This is a genomic window from Enterococcus sp. DIV1279b, assembly GCF_050531515.1.
GTDB lineage: Bacteria > Bacillota > Bacilli > Lactobacillales > Enterococcaceae > Enterococcus_D > Enterococcus_D casseliflavus.
The window spans coordinates 2,107,473-2,126,566 of sequence record NZ_CP172891.1 but is presented as its reverse complement, the minus strand read 5'-3'; the positions used below and the strand labels follow the sequence as shown (position 1 = coordinate 2,126,566).

Below are 19,094 nucleotides of genomic sequence, written 5' to 3'. Positions count from 1 at the left end.
TGGTCGGTTTTTTTTTTAAGCTAAGACAAAATGGGAAATGGGGTCTCGTCCCCTACAGATTAATTTTCCATGTTTTCAATCGCAAATTCGATCTCATCAGGTGAGAAGCCGTTCCCTTCAAGATGAGCAGCCATATTTCTTTGACGGATCCCTAACACCCGACGGGATTGATTGGCGCGTCCTAAAGCATGGCGATACCAATCTACATCTAGGGTTTCTAGTGCCCATTGTGTTTCCTCCGCAGTAAAACCTTCTGTTTCTAACAGTTCTGCCATCTCTTGTTTTGAATAAAAGCGACGATTTCCTTGCGCTCTAACGAGGAAAAAGGCTTCATGTTCTCGTTCTGTCGCATTGTTTTCGCGCTCATAGCGTGCTGCTACAGTCGGGGCGAGATGAAACCCTTCTAAAATCGTTTCCTCGGTCACTTCGTTATCAAACACGTAGGTTCTGAATTGAAAACGATTGTCGTTTTCCAGTTCAAGCCATAGTGATTCAACCAGAAATCGATAACCGTATGGAATCGTTTCATAAACAGCATCGGCAATTTCGTAAAAATAAGCGGAAACGGCTTCGTAAGGAGTCATTATCTCGGGAACGATTTCCGTCGTTTGTCCATTAAACAAAGTGATTGCGGAAGGGTAGGTCTCACCAGCATTCGTAAATGTGAGAATCCCCACTGGCTCATATTTTGTTGAAAAGACATTCATGGTCACACCGTTCGCCAAATCAATCGCACTCTGCCACTCGATTTCTTGGTCATCGCTTTGTTGATGTAAGTGTTCAAGTGTATCAGGTGTCAAACCAAGCTTTTCTCGTGTATCTTCATTAATTCCTTCTTCATCGGCAAGAGGATTGTTTGCTCCAGCGGTCACTAGTGCTAAATCCTCTTCGTATTCGTTGAATAATTCTTGCAATTTTGCTCGTCTACTGACGATGATTGGGCTTTCCTCATGGATGGCAAGTAAGGCTTCGATACGGCCATTGCGAGCGGCAACCCAACTGGGCATATCCAGATAGCGAGCTTCGATCGCTTCTTGAGCGAGTGCGATCATTGTTTCCGTGTTTTCAATGAATGCCGCCTTGTGTTTTGAGTTGCTATTGACCTGGTCTAGAAAGGCCAATTCTGCTTCTTTGCCTCGAATCATCAGTTCGAGATTTTCAATACTTAAATCATAAGTAAGATTTTCTGCATGATAGGTATGTTCCCAACCAGCATCTAAAGCTGCACCGATGCGTTCAGAAAGTTCCTCAGGGCTTGCTGAATTTATCGTCCCACATCCTGAAATCAGGGACAGTATTAGTAATAAAGGCAACAAAACTTGTTTTTTCATTTTTCTCCTCCTCGTGAGACTCTAGTAAACCTCGCCATTTTGTACGAATGAACGCATTAGATCGAGCTCTTTCTTGGCTATAAACATAGCCACAATATAAGGGACATCAACTGAGCCCCCAAAGTTAGACCAAAAAACCTAACTTTTTGAGGTCACTACAACAGCATATGGGCATCGCGATGCCCTTTTCTTCGCTAGCTTTTAGTTACCTATGTTTGTCATCGCGTAGTCGATTTGTTCTTCTGAAAAGTCTTCAAAAGCCAATAACCGGCGAATGTTGTCAGGAGGAAGACTCATCAAGGAATGATAACTATTTGCTTTCTTCAACGCCTGCTCGTTCCAATCAATCGTGAGCTGATCAACTGCCCATTGTGCATCATTATGGGTAAACCCTTCAAATTCTAATTGTTGTATCAATCGTGCACGTGAGAAAGCCATGAGGTTCGTAAAGGATTCGGCACGAGCGATCGCTCGTCTTTGTTCTGAAGATCCTTTATTCTCGGTCTGAGTTTGTTCGTCATTGTTTTGCTCTTGCTGCAAAGCCGTAGCTGCTTCTTGTTTGGCGTTTGCTTCTTGAAGCTGTTGATACACGGTAGTGACCATGTCTTGATCAATGTCATGATCAAAGCCATAGGTCATCACCGCCAGCTGATGTTCATCAGAAGATTGATCGAATCGATTCATAAACATCAACGATTCACGAGGAATATTTACGGCGAGCGCTCGTAAAATCGTTTCATAGAAAGCAGCTTTTTGCTCGTCGGCAGTTTCCCGATTAAGAACAGTAAACCCAGATGCGTACTCCTCATCGGGCATCGCAAAAACGAAGACGTCAACATTCGTTTCGCTTGTGTGGTAAACGGTGGCAGTGAGTCCATCGTCAAGTTCGATTGTGCGATGAAGAGTAAGCGCATCTTCTGTGAGCTGCTGAAGCTGCTCGATATCGTCTGCCAAAAGCCCCAGCTTTTCCCGCGGATCGGCTTCAGGAATCGTTTCGTTTGCTACCTCTAGTAGACTGTCGAGGTTGTCTTGATTACTGAGGATGATCGGACTTTTTTCATGGATTGCAGCAAGGGCTTGGCTGCGACCAATGCGAGCAGCAAACCAAGCAGGGACATCGATCCGACGCTCCACTAACGCTCGTTCAGCGGTTGCCATCAAATCAATCGTGTGGCTGATCAATTGCTGAAGATCTTCGTCGGAAGAATCAAGCTCTTCCAAAATAGCCAGTTCGGCTTGGCTGCCTGCAATCAGCAATTCTAAGGTCGCTGGTTGATAATAGGCCCAACCCGTTCCGGACTGGTTTGTATATTCCAGTCGTGCGTCGATGCCAAGCGCAACGGTCTCTGACAGTTCTTCATCTGCCTTCGTGCAGCCGATAAGCAAAATAACGAATGACAATAGGGTGATCAGTATTCTTTTTTTCATTAGACTCCTTCTTTCTATCGAAAGTAACTGAGAAAACGGTCGGCAGAGGTTGGTTCATCTGGGGGAAGGAGGAGGGCAGGTGAATGGAAAAAATGTTGAAAAGATTTCCATCACAAGTTCATTCAAGCAATTGTTTCTGATACGCTAATAAGAAAAAACGGAATATCGAACCGAATTTTATGAATAATCGTTATATTATTCATTTTATATGAAAAATATCACTAAATGCAACGATAAAAGGAATTTTATTGGATTTTTTATCTTTGGGGAAAGGAAGGTTACTATCAACTTTTGAGGAGTAGGTACTCAAGATCAAAGCGATCGAGGGAATTCATTGAAGGATCACCAGGGGGGATCTTTTGTGCAAACAAAAAACAGCTTCCCGCAATGGGGAAGCTGTAAGGATGCGGAAAATGGGATTTGAACCCACACGAGCGATTGCTCACAAGACCCTCAATCTTGCACGTCTGCCATTCCGTCATTTCCGCAAATACTATAGAAGGAAACGCAGGCTAAGGTAGTTCTGTCACGCCGCGTCTAGAAAATATCTTACCTGATTTTCAGCAGGTTTGTCAATAACTTTTCCAAAAGCTATTTGAAAGAATTTTCAGACTTTAGATTGCATTTTTTTCCATAAAAGGTATGCTAAAAGAATGAATAATTTTTTTTGAGAGGAGAGCAAATGAACTATTTTAAAAACCAACTGGCAAAAGCTGTTAAGCAGAAAACATTCATCTTCCTACTCATTGGAGCCTTTAGTTTAGGCTGTTGTTTTTCCATTTATTTGAAACTAATGGAACCTGTCAACTTGCCCGCTACCATTACCGCAGAAAAAGCGGAGGCTTCACGGCTTGTTGATCGCTACCAAGCCAATCAATCTGGTTCACCGGATGAGCAAGAGGTATATCAGCTATTACTTGATAACAATACTCTGACCTCACGGCAGCTGTCCAACTTGATTATGGAGGAATATGAACGATTTAATCAAACGAGTATTCAAATGGCGGAGCTGAAAAAGCAGGTTTGGGCGTCTTCAGTTGATGACAAAGCCTTTTTACCGTCGATGTGGTCGATCGAACAAGAGCAGACGGTCTATCAAGCCTTAGCCGAGCAAGAAAAAGATCCGGTTCTCACGGCTGCCAATACCCAGACCGCTGTCGCTTTGGCAATAACGTTTTTACTGAATTTTGGGTTCTTCTTCTGGGCTTTTTTTGCTAGTGACAATTTATTAGAAGAAAGAGAACACTTCTCCTTGATCCGCTCATACCCACAGATTTTCCCGATTCGGATGGTCAGTAAGGTTTTTGTCAAAACGATCACCAATTTAGGAATCTTGCTCGTGTTTTTCTTAGGCGTCTTTCTTTCAATGAGCCTTCTGGGGGAGTTCGGGGATTGGCAGTATCCAGTAGCCGTCTATCTCAGTGGGGATTGGGTAGCCTTACCTTTTTGGCAGAGCCTTTTATCTAGTATGGTTTCTTTTGCCTTGCTGATTGGTTTGATCGAATGCTTAGGTTTTGTCATGAACATGGTCGCAGCCAATCGATACGTCTCTTTCTTTTTACTGGTGCTTTTTTATGGATTCGGCTTGATTCCGATGCTGCAAAAGATCCCTATATTACCAGTTCATCTAGCTGCTATGGATAAATTTTATTCGGGTGCCTTTGCTTTGGGCTCTGGCACTTCTTGGGGCGTCTATGCCAGTTGGCTGCTGACGCTAGTGTGGATCTTCCTTTGTTTAAGCATCATGCTTGTTGCGGATAAACAGAATCGCTTGTTGAGAGGAGGTAAAGGATGAAAGACTATTTTTTCTTTGAATTACGCCAGCTGTTAAAAAGCAAGAAAACCATTGGCCTTTTTTGCTTGCTGCTGATCTACAGCGGCGTTTACAGTTTTTGGCAAAGAGACTTTCGCCCAATTGAACGAGTAGATAAAACAGAAATGCAACAACGCTATACCGTGCGACAAGATTTTCTTGATCAACAAGCAGCCAATCCCTCTGACCATTGGTCGGCATTCATGGCAGTCGAAATGTTTACCCCATGGAATGAAGCAGAAAAACAACGGCTCGACGCGCTAGCCGAGAAAGACTGGCAAGCATACGCACAAAGCACAAGTACTTGGTACCATCTCGCTTTGCAATTTACCGATGAACGAAATATTTTTTATACCCCTGATTATTACACGTTTCGAAATTACTATGCTGGGTATGACGGGCGCTTCGGCTATGCATCAACCGCAAAACTGATGGAAGCTTTTAGCCAGCTGCCCAATAGCAAACTCTCTCAAGCAGTCATGGAGCAAAAAACGGGGGTGCAAGCATTACAGCGAAGCTTTACTGAATATTTACCGATTCTATTAATTGCTGTTTCTTTATTTTTGGCGATCGATTGCTTACCAAAAGAACGAAGACATAAATCCCTGTTTCTTTCACTGCCATTATCGGCAGAAGAGATCCTTTGGAGTAAAACGGCAGCGTTGATGGTTGGTTCTGCAATCGCAACGCTAGGAACCATGTTCTTTATCTGGTTTGGCTCTGGTATTCAATTCGGCTTTGGTTCCTTGGAACTGCCAGTCACGATTTTATCATCGTCCTTTGATGCCCGCTACCCGATCACAGATTTCAATGCTTTTGAAACACAAGCCATCGGTCTTTTTTTAAGTCAATGTTTTCTTGCAACGCTTTTCTTGCAGTTTCTTTATTGTCGCGGCATCTTGCTGTTCAGTGCCCTGTTTCGCTCAGAATTGATTAATCTGCTTGTGTCTGGTTTTTGTTTGCTTTCGCCCTTTCTTTTCCAACGGCGCTGGTTTAGTGCCTATCTTGATAAAACGCTGTATGTCTATCTGTATCAAAATGTGGGACAAGTCCTTTCAGGCTGGACACGCTTTTACTTTGGTTCTGCAGGATTTACGATGGAAAAAGGCTTACTTTTATTAGGCGGGGTTTGGCTTCTGATCGAATTGTGTTTCTTTTTGACGATCCAACGCAAAAAATTTCATTTGGCATAGGAGGAACGATATGTTAGAACTGAAAAATGTGACTGTCACGTATACGAGAAAAGTATTGGATCAACTTTCCGTTGCTTTTTCTCCCGGGGAGATCGTCGGGTTAGTCGCCCCTAACGGCACTGGGAAATCCACGCTACTGAATGTGGCGATGAATTTCATCCAGCCGAATGAAGGCGCAGTATTTTTAAACGGCAGTCAAGTATATGTGACCAAAAAATCAGAAGTGGCAGCGCATCAACAAATTTCATTTTTTCCTGACCAAAATGATTTGTACAATGATTTAAGCGGACTCGAGCATCTGAAACTGTATCAGCGTATGTGGCGTTCGGAGGAACGCTTGGTGGAAGAAACGATTGCTCGTTTGCGAATGAGCGATTATATCAAACGCCCAGTGGGAACCTATTCGCTGGGGATGCGGCAACGTCTGTGTTTTGCGATGCAGATCGTGACAGATACGCCTTACATGCTGATGGATGAGGTGATGAATGGCTTAGATCCGACAAATGTCGAATTGATCTCTAACGTGTTGAAAGCCTTGCGGGAGCAAAAGAAAGCGATCGTGATCGCTTCGCATATTCTGACGAATTTAGATTCTTACGCGGATCGGGTCTTGTTTTTAAAAGACGGTAAGATCATTCACGAATACCTTGGTCGCAAGTCGTTGGTCAATGAACCGTTGTATGTAAAGACGGACTCGGCGAATTTCCTGGTGGCTTTTCCAGAGTTAACGACAGTGACTATCGATCTGCAAGGGCGAATCTATCTAGTAGAAATCAGCGATCCGCAGCTGCCGCAACGTTTTATCGCAGCAGGAATCACTGATTTTTCGGTGGGGCATTTGGCGTTAAATGAATTGTACTTGAAGTATTTTCCTGAAAATTCCTGAATGAACCAAATTCAGTGGATGAACGCAGGGCAAGCGCTCTCGATCCAGAGGTGAAAAATTTTCGCCACAGTTAAAATTTTTTTGCTATAATAGGTTCAATCTGAAAAGAGATCAACGACGAGAACCAATAACCTGACGTTGACCTATGGTTAAAGGAGAAATGGAATATGAAGAAATTTTCAAAGTCGTCAAAACTTGAAGGGGTCAGTTATGATGTACGCGGCCCTGTTTTAGAAGAAGCTGATCGGATGCAAGAAGAAGGCATCAGTATCTTAAAATTAAATACTGGGAATCCCGCGCCCTTTGGCTTTGAAGCCCCAAATGAAATCGTTAGAGATTTGATTATGAATGTGCGAGAGTCGGAAGGCTATTCTGATTCAAAAGGGATTTTCTCGGCCCGTAAAGCGATCGAGCAATATTATCAATTACAAAAATTTCCTGATGTGACCATCAATGATATTTACACAGGTAATGGTGTTTCCGAGCTGATCACGATGTGTATGCAAGGGTTATGTAACAATGGGGACGAAGTGCTCGTGCCGATGCCAGACTATCCCTTGTGGACTGCTTCGATCTCATTAGCTGGCGGAAAACCCGTCCATTATATTTGTGATGAACAAGCAGATTGGAATCCTGATATTGAGGATATCAAAGCCAAAGTAACCAGCAAGACGAAGGCCATCGTCATTATTAATCCAAATAATCCAACCGGCGCCGTTTATCCGAAAGATGTTTTGCAACAAATCGTCGAGGTTGCTCGTGAGCATGACTTGATCATTTTCTCCGATGAGATCTATGACCGTTTAGTCATGGATGATTATGTCCATGTACCGATTGCTACACTAGCACCAGATCGCTTCGTTGTGACGCTAGGCGGTTTGTCTAAGTCTCACCGAGTGGCAGGCTTCCGAGTTGGCTGGATGGTTCTCAGCGGGGATAAGTCCAATGTCAAAGACTATATCGAAGGCTTGAATATGTTGTCATCGATGCGGCTGTGTTCCAATGTTTTATCGCAACAAATCGTCCAGACTGCATTAGGCGGCTATCAAAGCTCCGATGAGCTGCTGCTGCCAGGTGGTCGAATCTATGAACAAAGAGAGTTTATCTACAAGGCGATCAATGATATTCCTGGATTGTCAGCAGTGAAACCGAAAGCAGCCTTTTATATTTTTCCTAAAATTGATATTCAGCGCTTTAACATTACCAATGATGAACAATTTGTTCTCGACTTTTTACATGAACACCATATCTTGTTGGTGCACGGCGGTGGGTTCAATTGGCAACAGCCCGATCATTTCCGTATCGTCTACCTTCCTAATATGGAAGATTTAAAAACGACTGCTGAAAAAATGACAGAATTCTTGGCAGCGTATCGCCAGAAGTAAGTACATGAAAAAGCACCGCTCCTTCAGCGATCGTGAGGGAGCGGTGCTTATGTTTTTATTCGGTAACTGGTTGACAAATTTTTTTGCTGACAATCATCCGATTGGTAAACTTATCCAGCATTTCAGCACTAGGATCGGTCACTTGAACGAGGACCGAATTTTCATATTCCCGTTCGATGATCCCTTGGTATTTTTTGCCTTCCCATGTAAAAAAGATCGTACTGTCGATCGTCATCTTAACACCTCATTTGAAATTGTGGAAAAATAACAAGACATTCTTGAAATTGCTTTCCTTTTTGTCATTATGTGCTAAAATAAAGAAAATTAAAAATGCGAATTCGCATTTTTGACAAGAAACGTTCGATTTTTTTAGAATTCCCCCTGGAGGACGATTATGAAAAAAAGAGATGAATCTTTTGGTCAAAATATCCGTTCAATTCGGTTGAAACGAAAGATGACCCAGAAGATGTTAGCGGAAGATATTTGTTCGCAAAGTGTGTTAAGTCGTATCGAAAACAACGAAGAGCTGCCCAATGTCTGGGTGATGTATCAAATTTGCCAACGCTTAGGCGTCACCTTAGATCAAGTAATGATGCTTCATTCGGAAGAGATCAACAAAACCAATCAAATCTTTGCCGAAATCGAATCACATTTTGTCCATAAACAATTTCAAGAAATGCGGGAAAAAATGGAAGACAAGGCGATCAAGGATTATCTGTATCTGGATTCAGATATGCAAATGTATTACTACTATCTAGGTAGCTGTGATTATTTCCTCGATCAAAACTATGATGCCGCCCTTGAGGCGCTGAAAAAAGGATTGGCCTATTCCTATCAACAGGATAAGACCAACGTTTCGGTGATGGAAATTCGTATCTTGAGCTGCATGGGTCGTGTCTATAGTGACTTGCTGCAACTGGGTGAGGCGCGTTTTTATTTAGAAAAAGCCTACGATGCCATGCATGCCTTGCCGCCGGAGCGACTGTCCACAGCGCTGACCAAAATTTATTACAACTATGCGGTCTTTTTAAAGGAGCAACAAGAAGACTGTCGCGCGCTAAAAGTAACAAACGAAGGCATTGCTCTAGCGAGAGAGAAAAATAGCTTGTATTTTCTAGAAGAATTGTTTGAACTAAAAGGACAATTGCTTCAAAGACTAAAAGAAGAAAAAGCAGCTGAAAAAAGTTTTCAACTGTATCGTGCCGTCATGGATATTCGCCAATCTGACAAAGTGGTGTAGACCTTTCTTGACTTCTGCTGCAAATAAGAGTACTTTTAAGGAAGAAAAGAAATAGAGGAGCGATCAAGATGAATAAATATATTTACGCAGACAAATTCTTTCTGAAATCAGCGGTTCATGGCCCTGGTTACTTGGAGGTCAAGGAGGGAAAATTCGGCGCGATCGTCGATGAAGTCCATGCTGGTGCAGACGTAGAAGATTATTCAGGCAAATGGGTAGCACCGGGTCTTGTGGATACTCATATCCACGGGTTTATGAACCATGATGTGATGGATAACGATGCAGAAGGCATCAAAGCCATGTCAGAAGGTCTTTTGTCTTGTGGTGTGACATCGTTCTTACCGACAACCTTAACATCCAGCAAAGAACGGTTGCGGGATGTTGCTGAAACCGTTGGGAAAGTCAAAGACGAAGTTACAGGAGCAAAAATCCAAGGCATCTACTTTGAAGGTCCGTTCTTTACTGAAGAACATAAAGGGGCACAAAATCCGATCTATTTTGGTGATCCTGATATTGATACCTTCCATGAATGGCAAGAAGCTTCTGGTGGAATTATCAAGAAAATCGCCTTGGCTCCTGAGCGCGAAGGTGTGAGTGAGTTTGTTTCGCAAGTGACGGAAGAAGGTGTAGTGGTTGCGCTAGGGCATAGTAACGGAACGTTACAAGAAGCGCAAACAGCAGTAGAAGCTGGTGCCAGTGTTTTTGTTCATGCCTTCAATGGAATGCGCGGATTAAACCATCGTGAACCTGGAATGGTCGGTGCTTTACTTTCATTAAAAGAAGTTTTTTCTGAGTTGATTTGTGATGGCCACCATGTGCATCCTCAAGCAGCTGAGATTTTGATGGAAAAAGCTGGTCACGACCATGTGGCCTTGATCACCGACTGTATGATGGCTGGCGGTATGCCAGACGGTGATTACATTTTAGGTGAATTTCCAGTAGTGGTAAAAGATGGCACGGCTCGAATGGAATCAGGCAATCTTGCTGGCAGCATCTTGAAACTAAAAGAAGCCGTGAAAAATGTTGTAGAGTGGGGAATTGCTACTCCTCAAGAAGCGGTCATGATGGCCAGCTTGATCCCAGCGATCAGCTGCAAGATCGACCACGCTTGCGGTATGATCAAACAAGGTCGTCCAGCCGACTTCATTGTTTTGGATCAAGAAATGAATTTAGCAGCCACTTATTTAGATGGTGTTTGCCGTTACCAAGCATAAAATGAAACAATCTGCTTCAAGAAACAAGAAGAGAGCTTCTCTTGATCTGTTTTTTGAGCAGATTTTTTTGTTTTCAGTTATGATGAAAGAAAACGGTATTCTTAGAAGGGGAAGGTGGCAAATTGAAGACGATTTTAGTTACGGGTGCCAACGCTGGCATGGGCTTTGCAACAGCCAAACAATTGGCAGAATTGGGGATGCATGTGATTTTGTATTGCCGTTCTGCCGAACGAGGACAGGCAGCACAGCAACGTTTGAAGGAAGAGACAGGCAATCCAAGCATCGATCTAGTGATCGGTGATTTGGGGTCGTTGGCTAGCGTACGCAAGTCAGCCGCTGAAATCAATGCCCGCTTTGAGAAATTGGATGTACTGATCAATAATGCGGGCATCGTCAATTTAAAAAAAGAGCGAACAGCCGATGGATTTGAACAAATGCTGGGCGTAAACTACGTGGGGCATTTTGAACTGACCCGTCAGTTATTGCCGTTAATAAAACGTGCGGATGCTGGTAGGATCGTTAATGTTGCTTCTGGTGCTTACAAATTTGTAAAGAAAAAGGATCAGCGCTTTTTCGATGTGGCGAATTTTTTGCCTTGGCGGGAATATGGCCGCTCAAAAAAAGCCCTGATTTTATTTACAGATGCGCTTGCGTTTCAACTGCGCAATACGACCGTTACTGCCAATGCATTGCATCCAGGAGCTGTGGCGACGAGCTTAGGGGTCAGCCGACAGACAGGATTTGGTCAATCTGTTTACAAAATGCTCACGCCTTTTTTCAAAACACCTGAGGAAGGGTCTGATACAGCGATATATTTGGCACTAAGCCCCGAGGTGGCTGGCATTAGCGGGCGCTACTTTGTCGATCGGCAGGCAGTGCCGACGGAGATCCTTGATGAGCGGCAGCAAGCGCAAAAACTTTGGGAAGAAACCCAGCGAAGAATTGCCGACCAAGCACAATGATTGGTTTTTGTTCTTTGTCAATCAAATTAGATGGAAGTGTAAAATCGATTCTGGGACAGAATGAGCATCATTTTGTCTCAGATTTTTTAATTTGATAAAATGAGCTGCTTTTTTGCTGTTTCTTTCGCAGGAATAAGTATGATACACTATTAAGCGAGAAAGCGCATGCGGCGCTGGAATTCTTGGAGGAACATAATGAGTTATATCGAAGTTGTGAAAGAAGTGAAGAAATACACAATGGGCGACACGGTCATTGCTGCTAATGATGGTGTTTCGTTTTCCGTAGAAAAAGGAGAGATCGCACTGATCCTTGGTCCTAGTGGCGCTGGTAAGTCCACCGTTTTGAACATATTAGGCGGAATGGATCAATGTGATAGTGGCAAAGTGATCGTTGATGGAACAGATATTGCTGGCTTTGATGCCAAACAATTGACGACCTATCGCCGCAAAGATGTCGGGTTTGTCTTTCAGTTTTATAATTTGGTCCCTAATTTGACAGCCAGAGAAAACGTTGAACTCTCAGCACAAATCGTGCCAGAGGCACTTGATGCAGCTGAGATCTTGACCCAAGTTGGGCTTGGTGATCGCTTGGATCACTTTCCAGCGCAAATGTCTGGTGGCGAGCAGCAGCGAGTCACGATCGCTCGTGCTATTGCGAAGAAGCCCAAATTGCTGCTTTGTGATGAACCAACTGGGGCCCTTGACTATGAAACGGGGAAACAGATTCTAGCAATTCTAGAAAAAACGGCTCGCGAGACTGGGACGACCGTTTTGATCATTACACATAACAGCGCATTGGCTCCCATGGCTGATCGTGTGATCCATATCAATGATGCAAAGGTCCGCAAGATGGAAAAAAATACTCATCCGATTCCAATTGCCTCTATTTCTTGGTAAATGGCTATGAAAAAAAAATTATTACGTTCCAGTTTACGTGAAATCAGGCAAGCACCCGGGCGGTTTTTGTCCATATTAGGCATTATCTTTTTAGGGGTCGCTTTTTTTGTGGGGATCAGTGCAACTGGTCCGAATATGGAACAAGCAGCTGAAGATTATTTTGCTCGCCAGAAATTAGCGGACTTTACGATTGCGTCAACATTAGGGTTGTCGACTGCCGATCGGGAAATCATTGAAGAAATGCCTGGTGTCACGTCTGTTGAAGCAGAGCAGATCGCCGATATCAATGCCGAAAATCACCGTGCCGTGATCCGTGTCTTTTCCCTTTCGAAGGAGCGGCAAGTCAATCAATATCAGGTGACTTCTGGTCGATTGCCGCAAAAGTCAGGGGAAATTGCTTTGGATCAAGCGGCACAAAGCAGCGGTGGGTTTGCACTAGATGAAACTTTTGAACTGCCAGAAAGCGGTGAAAACCAGCTAGAAACGCACACTTACACGATCGTTGGCTTTGTCAATAGTCCCGAATTTATTGAGAATTTTCATCGAGGCAATAGTACCGTTGGGAATGGGACGGTCGATTACTTTGCAGTAATTCCAGAAGAAGATTTTAAAGAAACTGCGTATGCTAGATTGTTAGTTCGTTTTGATGAGCTATCGCAAGTGGCTAGCTATTCAGAAGCATATCAGACAAAAAGGGATCAAGTAAGTGATGAAGTAGAAGAACGGTTGGCTCCGCGGGCACAAGGACGGCGGCAAGAGTTGATCGATGAAGCGCAACCAGCCATTGATGAGGCCAAAGAACAGATCCGTGATGGCGAAGAAGCATTGCAGCAAGCGCAAGCGGAACTTGACGACGCAACAGAGAAATTGGCGCAGGCGCATCAGGAGTTGACGGAACAAGAAGCAGCTTTTCAGACAGAGATTCAAACTGCCCAAGAGCAATTGAATGGAGAAGCGCAAAAATTAGCTGAGGGGAAACAGGCATTGATCGAAAATCAACGCCTGCTAGATCAAAATGAACAAGCATTGATTCAGCAAGAAGCCCAAGTACAGTCAGCCCAAGCTCAGTTGGCACCCGTTTTGGCACAAAGACCTGAACTACAAAAGGGCATCCAGCAGGTAGAGGAGCAACTGGCGCTGGCATACCAAGGCATGGATCAAATCAGAAGTGTGGGTCAACTTTCTGCAGAGGAGCAAATGGCCCAGCTGCCTACCGTCTATGCACAAGTAACCGCCGCTCTGGCACAGTTGAACCTGCCGACAGATGTCCTTGGTCCGATTCCTGATCTGGAGGAAATCGATGAAACGATGATTGCTACTATGCTGACGGCAGCTGAAGATACATTGCGTCCACTCATTGCCGAAGGTGAGCAACAACGTGCGCAATTACTTGGGCAAATGGCTGCGATCAATGACCAAGAAGCGCAACTTCAGCAGGCACAACAGCAAGTCAATGCTGGCTGGAACCAAATCAGAGCTGGGCGCCAAGAATTGGCACAAGCGCAAACCCAGATCACCCAAGGAGAGACGCAGCTGAGCGAAGCTCGTGAGACCTTAGCTTCTGAAAAAGCCAAGGGTCAGTCTTTATTAGCTGCTGGTTGGCAAGAATATCGAGAAAACGAAGCAACCCTTCAAGAAAAGCTTGACGAATTCAAAGAAAAAGCACCAAAAGAACGCGAAAAACTTGAAGATGCCAAAAAAGAAGTTGCTGAAAAAGAGCAGGAATTATTGGATCTAAAACCGGCAGTTTATCGTGTCGCGAACCGCGATGCGAATCCTGGTTATTCAGAGTACCAAGACAATGCGGAACGAGTTTCTTCGTTAGCAACGATTTTCCCAGTTATCTTCTTTTTGATTGCAGCGTTAGTCAGTCTAACCACCATGACGCGGATGATCGATGAAAAACGTAGTGAGATCGGTACATTGAAAGCATTAGGCTATCGTAACTGGGAGATTGGACAGAAATTTTTGCTTTATTCCTCTGCAGCAGGCATCACAGGTGCTGTATTGGGTCTAGCAGTCGGCTTTTCCTTTTTTCCAGCAATCATCATTCAAGCTTATGGACCGCTTTACAATCTCACGGAGTATGACACCCCATGGTATTTGCGGCTTTCATTGATTGCTGTGGGAGTCAGTTTGCTTTGCACCATCGGTATCGCACTGCTGGTTTTACGATTTGATTTAAGACAGTCATCGGCTTCATTGTTACGACCAAAGGCACCCAAAACAGGAAAACGAATTCTCTTAGAAAGAATCACCGTTATATGGCGGCACTTAAGTTTTATTCAAAAAGTTACAATGCGAAACCTGTTTCGCTACAAGTCCAGAATGCTCATGACCATCTTAGGGATCGCGGGATGTACCTCCATGATCTTGACTGGATTTGGCCTAAGAGATTCCATCAGCAATATCATTCCTTTACAGTTTGAGAAAATCTGGCAGTATCAGGCGGTGATCACCTTTGATGATGAGGATTCGGAAGCAATGAGTGAAACAAAAGCCGCCGCAGAAGATATTGCTGGTTTTGAAGCAGGGTTATTCTTGCATACGGAAAGTCTGACGTTGGCTCAATCGGGGGTCACGCAGCAAGAAGTAACCGTCACCGTGCCAGAAGATCCTGCGGCTTTATCGAGATTTGTCCACTTGAATGATCGGGTTTCAGGAGAAGCTTACGAGCTAGAAGGAGAGGGCGCCATCATCAATGAAAAGCTTGCTAAGTTGTTTGGATTATCGGTGGGTGATACGATAACGTTGACGAATGAAAGCGGCGAAGCATTTGAACTGAATGTGGCTGCAATCGCAGAAAACTACACAGGGCATTTTGCTTATTTGACCCCAGATGCGTATCAAAAGATCTTTCAGGCCGCCCCTTCTTACAACAGTGAGTTATTGAAATTCAGTCAGCGTTTGACGAAATCGGAGGAAGAAGCGATCGCGGCTGATTTGATGGCACAAGACAATGTCATCAATGTTTCCTTCCTCTCAGCTTCAGCGGATGCCTTAGATGACACGACAGCAACCTTGAACATCGTCATCTGGATCTTGATCTCGTCTGCGGGGGCATTAGCCTTTATCGTGTTGTACAACTTGAACAACATCAATATAGCGGAACGCATTCGCGAGTTGTCGACCATCAAAGTATTGGGCTTTTATGATCGAGAAGTGACCATGTACGTCTTTCGTGAAAATATCTTTCTGACGATCTTCGGCATTGCATTTGGTTTATTATTAGGGGCCCTTCAGCATCAATTTGTCTTACAGACCATCGAAGTCGATATCGCCATGTTTTCACCGACAGTCGAACCAATGAGCTATGTGTATGCCGCTGGATTGACCTGCTTATTTTCAAGCGTGGTAGGGATCGCAATGTATTTCAAACTGAAACATGTCGATATGATCGATGCACTGAAAGCCAATGAGTAACAAAAACAGCCTTTTCTCAGAATGATTCTGGAAAAAGGCTGTTTTTATTTTTCTTGTTTTTCTTGTTCGGAAATCTCACCTTGGACTTCTTCTAGCATGGCTTTTAGTTCAAGCTCTTTTTGCCTCAGCACCACCAGATCTTCTTGGATCTCATCCTTTTTCTCTTCCTCAGGTGGTCGAATGACGAAATTGATCGATAGTGCAACTAACGTGCCGATAAAGGTGTCCAATACACGGTCTAAGGCGAAGATGATCGATTCCCCTTGAGGGACACTGGAAGTGATCAAAAGCATCGTCGCAATAGCAGAGATAATGCCAGAATTGTTATTGATGCCATCTGAAAAAACGATGACAAAAATGACTAGCGCTGGCAAGACAAACAATTCGATCAGAAAGTCATTTTGAAAATATTGCTTCGTCAAAAAGTAAAAAATGGCTGTACCGCCGCCGATCGTATTTCCTAATACCCGTGACTTACCAAAAGAGATCGTTGTGGTCAGGTCTTGTCGCAAAGAAAAGACAGCCGACAAGGCAGCAATCAATGGTTGGCCACGATCAAGAAAATGAAAGAGCAGAATACAAAGCATGACAGCGATGGCTGTTTTTATCGTTCGCATACCTAAGCGAAAACGCCCCAGTTTCATGGTCAAATGCCCCCTTTACTTAATCATACCCAAAGCAGTTGAGAAATTCTAGTCTTATTCCTCACAATTTAGTATACTTTTCACAGGAGGTGACAAAAATGAAAATCGGAATGAGGACCGTGAAAACGGCGATTGCTGCTGGTTTATCAATGTTTCTGGCACAACAGATCGGTCTTTTGTATGCGCCAGCCGCAGGGATCATCGCCATTTTAAGCGTCGGCAATACAAAGAAAACGTCACTTTTTACGGGAATCGGGCGTTTGATCTCTTTGGCGATCGCAACGCTCTTAGCTTTTGTCAGCTTCCATTTATTAGGCTTTGGACCGATAGGATTTGTTCTTTTTCTCTTTCTCTTTATCCCAACCGCTGTCTATTTCAATTTGACGGATGGGATCGTCGTCAATTCTGTCTTGGTGACCCATTATATGATGGAACGTTCGTTTGCTTGGCCACTGATTGGGAATGCTTTTTTATTGATGAGTATTGGCATTGGCTTTGCACTTTTGTTCAATTTATATATGCCAGATGGCGAACGAGCATTGAAAGAAAGACAGCAATTAGTGGAAGAAACGTTTAAAAGTCTTTTAAAAGACATGTCGATTGCGTTAACTGAAAAAGAAAAGGCGACGCTTCCCCAGGTCTGCCAAACGCTTTTGGGGGATATCAAGCAAGGCAAACAACAAGCAATGGTGCATAGTGAAAATCAATGGCGAGGAGAAGCCTCCTATTATGAAGAGTACTTTACCATGCGCCAAAGTCAGGCACGCTTACTCTTAGAAATGGTTGACTTATTGCAGTTGTTTTGGGTAGAAGAAGCCTATACAAATGCGTTTCAAGAGTTGCTATCCTTTACTGCCGAGTCCTTTCACGAAAATAACGATGGGAAAGAGATCTTGGCAAAAATTGCTGCGCTTTATGAAGATTATCGACAAAAGCCATTGCCCCAAACAAGAGCAGAGTTTGAAAATCGCGCTCAGCTGTTTCAGTTTCTGCAAACCTTTAAAAGTTTTATTGAAATCAAAGCCGACTTTTCTGATCAAATGCAAACAATGGCACGCTAAAAAAAGACTCCTAAAAAGGAGTCTTTTTCATTTTACTGCTGTTCCCAAAAAGCTTGCATTTGATCAAGAACGTCAATGACATCGGTGGTCAAATGGATCGATCCTTCGATCTCGCCATCGATGGATTTGATCATATTGGCAATTTCATAATTAAGGGCTTGACTGCTGTCGCCAGCTTCAATCACTTCATTTGTTCCATCTCGGAAATGGATCACGGCTTTGTCCGCACGAGGGTATTCATCTACGGTAATGTATCCTTCTTCGAAAGCGACGATACCGGTTTTAGGCATTTTCGCTTGAAAAGTCAGCGTGACACTAGCCATTTCATCGGCTGGATTTTGTAGGATCGTGACTGATTGTTCGTCCACACCTGTAGAGAAGGGCTTCATGCTGCTAAACGTCACTTCTGGTGTATCCGTCATGAAAAAGCGGGCAAATGAAACAGCATACGTACCGATATCCAATAAAGCACCGCCGCCTAAATCTGGATTGAAGAAACGATTGCTTGGGTCTGGATCTTTGTAGCTGCCAAATGGTGCTTGGATCATTTTTAATTTTCCTAAGCGTCCGGCATCGATCTCTTCTTTCAACCGAGCATAAACCGGCATATTGAAAATCGTCATTGCTTCTTCTAAGATTAGGTTTTTTTCTTTGGCTAAGGCTAGTTCTTCCGCTAGCTCATCGGCACTCGTGGTGATGGCTTTTTCGCAGAGGACATGTTTTCCTGCCATCAGAGCTTTCATAATAAAATCATGATGAAGATCATTAGGTACTGCAATATAAACAATATCGATTTGCGGATCTTCTAACATGGCATCTGTGCTTTCATAGGCATGGGGAATAGAGTGTTTCTCAGCAAATGCTTGGACTTTAGGGAAACTCCGGGCACTGACCCCATATAGTTCACTTGCTTCATTAGAAAAGCCAGCAGCAAATTGCGTTGCGATATCTCCGAGGCCAATCATTCCCCAACGGTATTTTTTCATCATTGATCATCTCCTTCGTATTTAGTATAACAAAAGAAATCAATTCTTTAAAATAATCAAAAACAATCGCAAAAAGTTTCCATTACGGCTGACTTTCAGTAAAATATAGAAGAGGAGGGATAACATATGCATAATGTATCAATTGCAATTATTTTAAATACCATCATCGAGCAATACGCATCAGAAAAACAGTTTTATGAAACACAATTAGGCATCACCGAGGAGCAATGGGAGGCATGGAAAAATGGCACAATGAGTCTGTCACCTGCTGAAAATCAGAAAGTGAAGCTGCTGTTTTCAGATTATGAATGGATGTTGATCCAAAAAATCATTCGGCAAACCGTCATTTATCCAGAAAAACGCAATCAAGCGGTCGTCGAGTTCAAAAAAATGAAGACCCAAATCGCCAGAACGTGGTTAGCAAGCGATTTAGCGAAAGTCGAATTGTTAACAGAATCTGAAGAAACAGCCCAATACCTTGATTTGAGAGTCAGTATTACGTATGATGAGTGGGGTTATGATGATATACTAAACTTCCGATTGCCCGCTTTTGTTCAGCAGCAAATTCGCAATGAAAAAATCGAACTGTTGGAGTGGGTCAAAGAAAATCTGGAAGAAACTTACAACTAAA

Annotated in this window: 16 protein-coding genes and 1 tRNA gene; 11 read left to right on the top strand and 6 right to left on the bottom strand. The window is 43.5% G+C overall.

Translation table 11 applies throughout. The features are described 5' to 3' along the window. Positions 1-59: 59 nt before the first annotated feature. The 3 genes from IGI71_RS09975 to IGI71_RS09965 form a co-directional block, all read right to left on the bottom strand. Positions 60-1,331, bottom strand: coding sequence for a hypothetical protein (locus tag IGI71_RS09975; RefSeq protein ID WP_430615614.1), 1,272 nt, complete (start codon positions 1,329-1,331; stop codon positions 60-62). A 201-nt stretch (positions 1,332-1,532) separates the two neighbouring features. Continuing rightward, entirely contained in the window at positions 1,533-2,759 is a 1,227-nt protein-coding gene (locus IGI71_RS09970) for an Ltp family lipoprotein (protein WP_156235882.1), read from the bottom strand. 405 nt (positions 2,760-3,164) lie between these two features. Continuing rightward, positions 3,165-3,247, bottom strand: a tRNA-Leu gene (locus tag IGI71_RS09965). A 194-nt stretch (positions 3,248-3,441) separates the two neighbouring features. On the opposite strand from IGI71_RS09965, the gene IGI71_RS09960 reads away from it, so the two are divergent. The 4 genes from IGI71_RS09960 to IGI71_RS09945 all read left to right on the top strand — a co-directional run bounded on the left by IGI71_RS09960 (position 3,442) and on the right by IGI71_RS09945 (position 8,036). After that, the gene (locus IGI71_RS09960) at positions 3,442-4,554 is read left to right on the top strand and encodes a hypothetical protein (protein ID WP_430615611.1); all 1,113 of its coding nucleotides are present in this window, start codon (positions 3,442-3,444) and stop codon (positions 4,552-4,554) included. After that, a complete protein-coding gene (locus tag IGI71_RS09955) occupies positions 4,551-5,765 on the top strand; it encodes an ABC transporter permease (protein WP_430615608.1) in 1,215 nt (404 codons plus the stop codon). The genes IGI71_RS09960 and IGI71_RS09955 overlap by 4 nt, the downstream gene beginning before the upstream one ends. A gap of 10 nt (positions 5,766-5,775) precedes the next feature. Then, positions 5,776-6,651 carry an ABC transporter ATP-binding protein gene (locus IGI71_RS09950; RefSeq protein WP_144809191.1) on the top strand — a complete coding sequence of 292 codons (876 nt, stop codon included), beginning with the start codon at positions 5,776-5,778 and terminating at the stop codon, positions 6,649-6,651. 167 nt (positions 6,652-6,818) lie between these two features. Continuing rightward, positions 6,819-8,036, top strand: a complete 1,218-nt coding sequence (locus IGI71_RS09945) for a pyridoxal phosphate-dependent aminotransferase (protein WP_375838677.1) — start codon at positions 6,819-6,821, stop codon at positions 8,034-8,036. 55 nt (positions 8,037-8,091) lie between these two features. Here IGI71_RS09945 and IGI71_RS09940 read toward each other — a convergent pair whose 3' ends face one another. Then, positions 8,092-8,271 (bottom strand): hypothetical protein, encoded by a 180-nt coding sequence (locus tag IGI71_RS09940; RefSeq protein ID WP_005229977.1) that lies wholly within the window; start codon positions 8,269-8,271, stop codon positions 8,092-8,094. A gap of 159 nt (positions 8,272-8,430) precedes the next feature. On the opposite strand from IGI71_RS09940, the gene IGI71_RS09935 reads away from it, so the two are divergent. The 5 genes from IGI71_RS09935 to IGI71_RS09915 all read left to right on the top strand — a co-directional run bounded on the left by IGI71_RS09935 (position 8,431) and on the right by IGI71_RS09915 (position 15,772). Next, positions 8,431-9,276 (top strand): helix-turn-helix domain-containing protein, encoded by an 846-nt coding sequence (locus IGI71_RS09935; RefSeq protein WP_015509901.1) that lies wholly within the window; start codon positions 8,431-8,433, stop codon positions 9,274-9,276. A gap of 68 nt (positions 9,277-9,344) precedes the next feature. Next, positions 9,345-10,490, top strand: coding sequence for an N-acetylglucosamine-6-phosphate deacetylase (nagA, locus tag IGI71_RS09930; RefSeq protein WP_430615603.1), 1,146 nt, complete (start codon positions 9,345-9,347; stop codon positions 10,488-10,490). 122 nt (positions 10,491-10,612) lie between these two features. Next, entirely contained in the window at positions 10,613-11,452 is an 840-nt protein-coding gene (locus IGI71_RS09925) for an SDR family oxidoreductase (protein WP_115232458.1), read from the top strand. Between the two features lie 195 nt (positions 11,453-11,647). Then, positions 11,648-12,349, top strand: coding sequence for an ABC transporter ATP-binding protein (locus IGI71_RS09920; RefSeq protein WP_270288046.1), 702 nt, complete (start codon positions 11,648-11,650; stop codon positions 12,347-12,349). Next, entirely contained in the window at positions 12,350-15,772 is a 3,423-nt protein-coding gene (locus IGI71_RS09915) for an FtsX-like permease family protein (RefSeq protein ID WP_430615598.1), read from the top strand. Positions 15,773-15,816: 44 nt separating this feature from the next. Here IGI71_RS09915 and IGI71_RS09910 read toward each other — a convergent pair whose 3' ends face one another. Continuing rightward, the gene (locus tag IGI71_RS09910; RefSeq protein ID WP_005231932.1) at positions 15,817-16,416 is read right to left on the bottom strand and encodes an FUSC family protein; all 600 of its coding nucleotides are present in this window, start codon (positions 16,414-16,416) and stop codon (positions 15,817-15,819) included. A gap of 98 nt (positions 16,417-16,514) precedes the next feature. Between IGI71_RS09910 and IGI71_RS09905 the strand changes: the two genes are divergently transcribed. Beyond that, complete coding sequence (locus tag IGI71_RS09905) at positions 16,515-17,477, top strand: aromatic acid exporter family protein (RefSeq protein WP_016611010.1); 963 nt, start codon at positions 16,515-16,517, stop codon at positions 17,475-17,477. Positions 17,478-17,509: 32 nt separating this feature from the next. Here the strand turns inward: IGI71_RS09905 and IGI71_RS09900 are convergent, their stop codons facing one another. After that, positions 17,510-18,466 carry a Gfo/Idh/MocA family protein gene (locus IGI71_RS09900; RefSeq protein WP_430615595.1) on the bottom strand — a complete coding sequence of 319 codons (957 nt, stop codon included), beginning with the start codon at positions 18,464-18,466 and terminating at the stop codon, positions 17,510-17,512. A gap of 123 nt (positions 18,467-18,589) precedes the next feature. Here IGI71_RS09900 and IGI71_RS09895 point away from each other — a divergent pair, with 123 nt between their 5' ends. Then, the gene (locus IGI71_RS09895) at positions 18,590-19,093 is read left to right on the top strand and encodes a hypothetical protein (protein ID WP_005229993.1); all 504 of its coding nucleotides are present in this window, start codon (positions 18,590-18,592) and stop codon (positions 19,091-19,093) included. Position 19,094: the final 1 nt, after the last annotated feature.

Excerpts from the sequence above, each read along its gene's own strand:
- IGI71_RS09920 (WP_270288046.1), top strand. The coding sequence starts at position 11,648 with ATGAGTTATATCGAAGTTGTGAAAGAAGTGAAGAAATACACAATGGGC.
- IGI71_RS09970 (WP_156235882.1), bottom strand. The coding sequence starts at position 2,759 with ATGAAAAAAAGAATACTGATCACCCTATTGTCATTCGTTATTTTGCTT.
- IGI71_RS09935 (WP_015509901.1), top strand. The coding sequence starts at position 8,431 with ATGAAAAAAAGAGATGAATCTTTTGGTCAAAATATCCGTTCAATTCGG.
- IGI71_RS09915 (WP_430615598.1), top strand. The coding sequence starts at position 12,350 with ATGGCTATGAAAAAAAAATTATTACGTTCCAGTTTACGTGAAATCAGG.
- IGI71_RS09955 (WP_430615608.1), top strand. The coding sequence starts at position 4,551 with ATGAAAGACTATTTTTTCTTTGAATTACGCCAGCTGTTAAAAAGCAAG.
- IGI71_RS09960 (WP_430615611.1), top strand. The coding sequence starts at position 3,442 with ATGAACTATTTTAAAAACCAACTGGCAAAAGCTGTTAAGCAGAAAACA.
- IGI71_RS09950 (WP_144809191.1), top strand. The coding sequence starts at position 5,776 with ATGTTAGAACTGAAAAATGTGACTGTCACGTATACGAGAAAAGTATTG.
- IGI71_RS09910 (WP_005231932.1), bottom strand. The coding sequence starts at position 16,416 with ATGAAACTGGGGCGTTTTCGCTTAGGTATGCGAACGATAAAAACAGCC.
- IGI71_RS09975 (WP_430615614.1), bottom strand. The coding sequence starts at position 1,331 with ATGAAAAAACAAGTTTTGTTGCCTTTATTACTAATACTGTCCCTGATT.
- IGI71_RS09895 (WP_005229993.1), top strand. The coding sequence starts at position 18,590 with ATGCATAATGTATCAATTGCAATTATTTTAAATACCATCATCGAGCAA.
- nagA (WP_430615603.1), top strand. The coding sequence starts at position 9,345 with ATGAATAAATATATTTACGCAGACAAATTCTTTCTGAAATCAGCGGTT.
- IGI71_RS09945 (WP_375838677.1), top strand. The coding sequence starts at position 6,819 with ATGAAGAAATTTTCAAAGTCGTCAAAACTTGAAGGGGTCAGTTATGAT.
- IGI71_RS09900 (WP_430615595.1), bottom strand. The coding sequence starts at position 18,466 with ATGATGAAAAAATACCGTTGGGGAATGATTGGCCTCGGAGATATCGCA.
- IGI71_RS09940 (WP_005229977.1), bottom strand. The coding sequence starts at position 8,271 with ATGACGATCGACAGTACGATCTTTTTTACATGGGAAGGCAAAAAATAC.
- IGI71_RS09905 (WP_016611010.1), top strand. The coding sequence starts at position 16,515 with ATGAAAATCGGAATGAGGACCGTGAAAACGGCGATTGCTGCTGGTTTA.